The sequence below is a fragment of the Flavobacterium sp. genome (assembly GCF_035456085.1).
Lineage (GTDB): Bacteria > Bacteroidota > Bacteroidia > Flavobacteriales > Flavobacteriaceae > Flavobacterium.
The window spans coordinates 21,604-27,603 of the sequence record NZ_DATIDY010000130.1 but is presented as its reverse complement, the minus strand read 5'-3'; the positions used below and the strand labels follow the sequence as shown (position 1 = coordinate 27,603).

General features: G+C 34.8%; 4 protein-coding genes and 1 pseudogene. 3 read left to right on the top strand and 2 right to left on the bottom strand.

Features of this window, described 5'->3' with window-relative positions; translation table 11 throughout:
* Nucleotides 1-1,691 (bottom strand): annotated as a pseudogene (locus VLC96_RS09955) (AIR synthase-related protein); the annotation flags it as partial.
* Nucleotides 1,692-1,971: 280 nt separating this feature from the next.
* Nucleotides 1,972-3,486, bottom strand: a complete 1,515-nt coding sequence (locus VLC96_RS09950; protein ID WP_325262570.1) for a hypothetical protein — start codon at nt 3,484-3,486, stop codon at nt 1,972-1,974.
* A gap of 202 nt (nt 3,487-3,688) precedes the next feature.
* Here VLC96_RS09950 and VLC96_RS09945 point away from each other — a divergent pair, with 202 nt between their 5' ends.
* The 3 genes from VLC96_RS09945 (at nt 3,689) to bshB1 (ending at nt 5,990) form a co-directional block, all read left to right on the top strand.
* Nucleotides 3,689-4,117, top strand: a complete 429-nt coding sequence (locus VLC96_RS09945; RefSeq protein WP_325262568.1) for a PaaI family thioesterase — start codon at nt 3,689-3,691, stop codon at nt 4,115-4,117.
* A 2-nt stretch (nt 4,118-4,119) separates the two neighbouring features.
* Nucleotides 4,120-5,190, top strand: a complete 1,071-nt coding sequence (locus VLC96_RS09940; RefSeq protein WP_325262566.1) for a chorismate-binding protein — start codon at nt 4,120-4,122, stop codon at nt 5,188-5,190.
* An 83-nt stretch (nt 5,191-5,273) separates the two neighbouring features.
* Nucleotides 5,274-5,990 (top strand): bacillithiol biosynthesis deacetylase BshB1, encoded by a 717-nt coding sequence (gene bshB1, locus VLC96_RS09935; RefSeq protein WP_325262564.1) that lies wholly within the window; start codon nt 5,274-5,276, stop codon nt 5,988-5,990.
* The last annotated feature ends 10 nt before the right edge of the window (nt 5,991-6,000 follow it).

Below are 6,000 nucleotides of genomic sequence, written 5' to 3'. Positions count from 1 at the left end.
GTTTTGTCGGTCATGATTGTTTTTGGAGAACTTCCAAAAAAATCTTCCAAAGCATAATCCATCGGTTTTAAACCAGTAGTTTTTGATTCAAAAGTAAAACGGTGGTCGTTTGTAACATCTCCTACTTCATACATTGGAGAACGTTCTCTATCAGCAATTCTATGTAAAATATCCACATTTTCTTTGCCAATAACCAATCCCATTCTTTCCTGAGATTCGTTACCGATGATTTCTTTAGCAGAAAGCGTTGGATCTCCAACTGGTAATTTGTCCAAATCAATTAAACCTCCGGTTTCTTCGACCAATTCCGAAAGACAGTTCAAGTGTCCGCCGGCACCGTGATCGTGAATCGAAACGATTGGGTTGTTATCACTTTCTACCAATCCACGAATGGCATTGGCTGCACGTTTTTGCATCTCAGGGTTGGAACGTTGTATAGCATTCAACTCAATTCCTGAACCGAAAGCTCCTGTATCTGCTGAAGAAACCGCAGCTCCGCCCATTCCAATTCTATAATTTTCACCACCCAGAATAACGATTTTATCTCCTTCTTGTGGTTTATGTTTTTTAGCTTGGTCTCATTTTCCGTAACCAATTCCGCCCGCCTGCATGATTACTTTGTCGTAACCTAATTTGCGGTTGTTCTCCTCGTGTTCAAAAGTTAAAATCGAACCTGTAATAAGCGGTTGTCCAAATTTATTTCCAAAATCTGATGCTCCGTTTGAAGCTTTGATCAAGATGTCCATAGGAGTTTGGTACAACCATTTTCTTTCTGCAACACCATTTTCCCAATTTCTATCACTTGCTAAACGAGAATAGGAAGTCATATAAACCGCAGTTCCCGCCATTGGTAATGAACCTTGTCCACCAGCCAAACGGTCACGAATTTCTCCTCCTGAACCTGTAGCAGCACCATTGAAAGGCTCTACAGTTGTTGGGAAATTATGAGTTTCTGCTTTTAATGAAATAACGGAATCAAATTCTTTTACTTCATAAAAATCAGGTTTGTCGGCTGATTTTGGTGCAAATTGTTGAACTCTAGGACCTTTTACAAAAGCGACATTATCTTTGTATGCCGAAACAATGTCGTTCGGGTTTTCTTGAGATGTTTTTTTGATTAATTTGAAAAGTGATGTCTCTTTTTCTACACCATCAATTACAAAAGTTCCATTGAAAATTTTGTGACGACAGTGTTCTGAATTGGCTTGAGAGAAGGCAAAAATCTCAGAATCGGTTAATTTTCTTCCGAGCTTTTTAGCCAAATTATCTAAATATTGTTCTTCTTCTTCACTTAAAGATAAACCTTCAGATTTATTGTAAGCAGCAATGTCATCAATTTCTAAAATAGCTTCCGGCTGAATATGAATCGTGTATAAATCTTGATTCAACTCGGTATATTTTTGCGAAAGCATTGGATCAAAATCAGTGAAATCTTCCGTTACTTTTTGAAATTCTTCGATGCGGATGATTCCTGAAATCCCCATGTTTTGGGTAATTTCAACCGCATTGGTACTCCAAGGAGTGATCATTGCGGCACGAGGTCCAACAAAAAAATCCGTCAACACGGATTTCTCTATTTTATTTGCATCGGCAAAAAGCCAGTTGAGTTTTGAAATGTCTTGAGCTGAAATTTCGTTTTGCGTTTGTACGGCAAAAACAGTTTTGCTTTGGTTTTCAAAGAAATGGATCATTGTTGTGTGGTTAGGTTTATTTAACGGTGCAAATTTAGGTTAAATAAATAGTAAGCGCAAATTTGAAATCGAACTCTTTTGAAAAAATGAAAGTATCAAATGAACAAGGAAAATTGCTTCGGTAATTCGCTTTTGCTTGGGTCGAAGATTATAGTCTTTTAGAACGAAATCATCCAGTTTTGTCATTCCGAAGGAATCTCATGTTGGTTAGTCACATTGCTGAGATTCCTTCGGAATGACAATATTGTGTGAAGAATAATTTGCGTATTTGCGGTTAATTTTATTTGCTTTTCGGAAAAGGTTTACTCTGGTAAGCTCCTAAATCCGGCGGTAAAGTTCTTGTGATTCCCAGAATATCCAACGGAATTAAATAAGCAGGATTTCCTTTTGCGAAAGCGGGAGAACTATCCTCAATATTGAAATTATTGATATTTGGATTAAAGAATTTTGGATCCTTATTAAGGATAATTGCGTTGTAATGTACAGGGTCTGTTTCAAATTGATAAAGCGGATCGTTTGTTTTGTTAGATTTTATCAAACAGTTATTGAATTGATATTCAAAACCTGAGGTTGTTTTTTTGTCCAAACGCATTTCATTAGAATAGGAACCGTAAATAATGCAATTGTTGAAAGTAGCTGCTGTCAAATCCTGTGATTCTGGTGTGGCTCCTGTAATATAATTGCTAATGTAAAGACTTAATTGTTCTGGACTTGACCAATTGTTGTTGAAAGTACAGTGTGTGAATTTATAATTTCCTCCATAAGTACAAGCTAAACTTGCTTGTCCAGTGTAATTGATTACTATATTTTCTCCGTTGATTAAAGCATTTTTTCCTTGAATTCCATAATGAGTACAATTGTAAATCTGAGTGTTTTTTATAGATGTGGTTGTTCCATTATTGCCATCAATTAATAATCCAACCGTTGCATTTTTTAAGGTAAGATTTTGAATTTTATTATTTGTACTTCCTTCCTGAAGCCAAACCGTTCCCCATTGTCCTGGAATAAAAGCAAAATCAGGCTGTTGTCGGTCGCTGTTAAAAACAACTTCGTTTTCAAGTTTATCTGTTGCAGAAGTTGTCCCATTTATTTGAAGTGAGGAATTTTTGGAAACAATAAGTCCGGAATTGGCATGAAAATACACTCGTGCTCCAGGATCAAAAGTTACGGTTTCGCCCTCGGGAACGGCGGCATATCCGTAAATTACATAAGCTTTTTTGTTTGTAAAATGAAGTTCGTTGCCGTGAATAGGATCGTTTTTATCTAAATAAAAACCTTCAACTTTTTCGTCGCCAATAGGAAGTGTTTCGGTTGTTCCGTCGCTATTTTTATTTGGATATAACAAAATGGCATCTTGTACTAAAGTAACTAATTCCACTTTTTGAAGATTGGCGCCACTGTCAAATTCAATTTGGTCAGTGTATAAAAATTCTGCGGGCGTAGTGGCGTCGCTTTCAACTGTTGTTTCTATAAAAATATACAAACTATCTTTGGCTAACAATGTTACATTTTCGAACATTTTTCCTTGATTTCCCTGAACTCCGTCAATAGACATTCTGTACTTTGAATTAAGTCCTTTGTTGAATTTTATAACTGGAATATTGATGTCGTTTTTCGAATGATTATATACTTTTAACGAATAGGTGTTTGAACTTAAATTGGTAAAAACGGTGTCTAAATAAACCGTATCTTTTGAAAAAGTCAATTGACCTGTACTGGCTGTGGTGTCAAAATCACTTCGGCATGAGCAAAAAGAAAGTAGAATTCCAACTAAAAGTAATATTATGCGAGGCATTTGGTTTTATTTTTTTTGTAAAAATAGCGATAAATTGTATTTAAGATTAAAAAAAGGGGATTGATGATTTTAAGAATTTAATCAAGGGAGAAACTTTGTAATCCGCGGCAACTTTAATTTAGTCTATTTGGCAATTTGTAATGATATTATTCTTTTTAGAATTATCAATTTAGCGTATTTTTACAATCTTTAAAATTAAAATATGATAATGGATAAAGTAAAAATACTTCAATACTGCAATGAGTTTTCAAAAAACACTTTGATGGAAACTTTAAAAATCGAGTTCATAGATGCAGGTGAGGATTTTCTTGTTGCTAAAATGCCTGTAAATTCAGCTGTACATCAACCTATGGGACTGTTGCATGGAGGGGCTTCGGTGGCTTTGGCGGAAAGTGTTGGAAGTGCTGCTTCTCATTTTTTTATTGATGCTAAAAATCAAGAAGTGCGTGGTATTGAGATTTCGGCTAATCATTTAAAAAGTATTCGAGAAGGCATAGTTTTTGGAACTGCACGAGTTATCCATAAAGGCAAAAGCATTCATCTTTGGGAAATAAAAATTACGGACGAAGCTGGGAATTTAATTTCGCTTTGCAAATTGACTAATATGGTTTTGACCAAAGAAAATAAGTGATAATGAGTGAATTTTTTTCTAAAATAAAACAACATAAAGAACAAAATCTGCCTTTTGTACTTTATTCCAAACCCAATTCTAAAGCAATAATTGCGCTTTTGCAGCAAGATGATGTTTTGCATACCGTTTCGGATTTTACTGAAAAAGGGTTTGTTTTTGCTTCTTTTGATGAAAAGCAATTAATTCTCATTCCAGAAAATGAGTCGGAAATAATAACTTCTAAGCAGATTAATGTTGAAGCTGATTTCAATGAAATAAATGATTTTAGCTTGAATGTTGAAGCCAAAAAACAATATGAAAGTTTAGTAGCCAAAGGAATTCAGGCAATTGAAAATGAAGAATTCAAAAAAGTGGTTTTATCCAGAAGTGAAAGTGTTGATTTGGCAGAATTTGATTTTGTAATTACTTTTCGGCAATTAACTCAATTGTATCCAACTACTTTTTGTTATTGTTTTTATCATCCAAAAATTGGTTTTTGGATGGGCGCAACACCCGAACAGTTATTGAAAGCCTATGGAAATGCATTTGAAACCACTGCTTTAGCCGGAACACAGAAAGCCAATTCGGAAGCCGAAATTTTGTGGCAACAAAAAGAAAAAGACGAACAGCAATATGTAACCGATTTTATTGTAAAAAGGCTTCGTGAAGTGGCATTGTCTGTGAAGGTTTCAGAACCATATAGTTTGAAAGCTGGAACAATTTGGCATATTAAAACAGATATTTCGGGAGTTTTAAATGAAAACTCAACATTAATAGAAGTTATAAAAACACTACATCCAACGCCTGCTGTTTGTGGTTTGCCTAAAAAGAAAGCCAGAGCTTTTATTGTAGAAAATGAGAATTACGACCGCACTTTTTATACCGGTTTTTTGGGGGAATTAAATAGCAGTTTTTCGTCAATCGAGGTTAGTTCTGATTTATTTGTAAATTTAAGAAGTATGCAGATTAAAAATGATAAAGCCATTTTGTACATGGGATGCGGGATTACCAAAGAAAGTATTCCCGAAAAAGAGTGGGAGGAAAGCGTTAATAAATCGATGACGATGAAAAGGGTTTTAAAGATAAAGAATTAAAGATTGCAGAAAAACAATTATCAAACTGCAGAATAATATAGGAAAGTAAAAAAGCTAACAGCTAATAGCAAAAAGCAAAAAAAATGAAATTAGATATACTTGCATTTGGAGCACATCCAGACGATGTAGAATTAGGATGTTCAGGAACTATTTTAAAAGAGATTTCTTTGGGCAAAACAGTTGGTATTATTGATTTGACTAGAGGTGAACTAGGAACTCGTGGTTCTGCTGAAATTCGGGACAAGGAAGCTAATGATGCTGCAAAAATATTAGGCGTTTCGATTCGTGAGAACTTAAATATGCGTGATGGTTTTTTTGTAAATGATGAAAAGCATCAATTAGAAATTATAAAAATGATTCGGAAATACCAGCCAGAAATTGTGTTGTGTAATGCAATAGACGATAGACACATTGATCATGCAAAAGGAAGCAAATTAGTATCTGATGCATGTTTTCTTTCAGGTTTGATGCGGATTGAAACTGAACATGAAGGCGTAGTTCAGAAAGCATGGAGACCAAAGGTGGTTTATCATTATATTCAATGGAAAAATATAGAACCTGACTTTGTTGTTGATATAACAGGATTTACTGATACTAAAATCAAAGCTATTTTGGCTTATGGTTCTCAATTTTATGATCCTAATTCAAAAGAGCCAGAATCGCCAATTTCAAGTAAAAACTTTTTGGAAAGTCTCAATTATCGCTCCAGGGACTTAGGAAGGTTAACCGGCGTAGAACATGCCGAAGGTTTTACAGTTGAAAGATATTTGGCTGTCAATAGTTTAGGGGATTTGAAGTGAAAAAGTTGAA